Raw genomic sequence first — 408 nt, forward strand, 5'->3', positions numbered from 1 at the left:
GACTGGCTCCCAGACCGCCTCCCGATCGACGAGGCGACGCCGACAGAGCCGGAGGACCCGTACGGCCTCTCGAAGGTCGTCGGCGAGGAGATCGCGGCCGCGGCCGCCCGCCGCCACGGCGTCCCCGTCGTCTCGCTGCGCCTCTCGTGGGTGACCTACCCGGGCGACGAGCGGCGCCGCGAGGCACGGGAGACGTTCGACCCCGCGACCGCCGACCCGAGCGGCAACTGCTGGTCGTACGTCGACGTGCGGGACGCGATCTCGGCGATCGAGGCCGCGATCGACCCCGAGACCGCGATCGAGGGCCACGAGGCGGTCCTGATCGTCGCCGCGGAGAACTTCCTCGGCCGCGACACCGCCGCGACGATCGAGGCGGCGTTCGGCGACCTGCCCGCCGACTGCGACCTC

1 protein-coding gene is annotated in these 408 nt (G+C 74.3%); it reads left to right on the forward strand.

What is annotated here, in order from left to right; all coding sequences use genetic code 11:
* The coding region (locus EXE42_RS17135; protein ID WP_137707078.1) for an NAD(P)-dependent oxidoreductase at nucleotides 1-408 on the forward strand (408 nt) is incomplete at both ends.

Origin of the sequence: Halorubrum sp. SP3, assembly GCF_005435195.1 — an archaeon.
GTDB lineage: Archaea > Halobacteriota > Halobacteria > Halobacteriales > Haloferacaceae > Halorubrum > Halorubrum sodomense.